Here is a 664-nt window from a genome sequence, read left to right as displayed (position 1 = left end):
CCAGATGGTGACTCGGGTGTGCCCACTCTCGTCAGCGATGAGTCCCACTTGCGCGATGCTTGGATGCGAGGGGTCCCAGAGGGTCTTGACGCGACCGTCGATACTCACCTCCTTGCGATCGACGGCGTCGAGTTTCCCGATGGGAACCACTTGGCCAGGCGCCGTCTGTAGCTCCTCAAACACCCCCACGACCGCACTCGTCAGGTCCCGGCCGTTGACGACCGCGTCGGCTAGTCGTCGACTGATCGCCGCACGTGACCAGCCATCCAACCGCGTCGCGAGTCTGTTTGCTTCCGTGTTCACTGTCGCCAGCTCATCCTGTGAGAGCTCCGTTCGGGGATCATCTCGGTCGGGATCAACTCTCGGGTTCACGCTTGCGGCCCGCTTTTTGAACTTCCGCCGGCGCTGCTTGCTCCCGTGTGCGGCGACCTCGCGCGTGCGCTGCTCGCGACCGTCCTGCGTGCCCAGTTCCGCTTGAGCACTGATGTGCTCCAGTTCGGCCTCCCGCGCCCGAATGCGTTCCTCCTGTTCGAGGGTGACACCGTGAATCCGCTCGGTGCTCGTGTCCGCGATCCCGTCCGGGTGGTTCGCATCCACTTTCGCCTGCGTCTCCTGCTCGACCGCCGCCTCGAACTCCGGCGTCTCGTCGACGACCGGGAAGCCG

1 protein-coding gene is annotated in these 664 nt (G+C 65.1%); it reads right to left on the bottom strand.

Annotation, left to right across the window (positions count from 1 at the left end):
* Positions 1 to 664: DNA-binding protein (locus EXE42_RS16320; RefSeq protein ID WP_137706994.1), on the bottom strand; the 664-nt coding region annotated here is incomplete at both ends.

Origin of the sequence: Halorubrum sp. SP3 (genome assembly GCF_005435195.1) — an archaeon.
Classification (GTDB): Archaea; Halobacteriota; Halobacteria; order Halobacteriales; family Haloferacaceae; genus Halorubrum; species Halorubrum sodomense.
The sequence above is the reverse complement of the archived record's forward strand: the minus strand, read 5'-3'. Positions and strand labels throughout refer to the sequence as shown.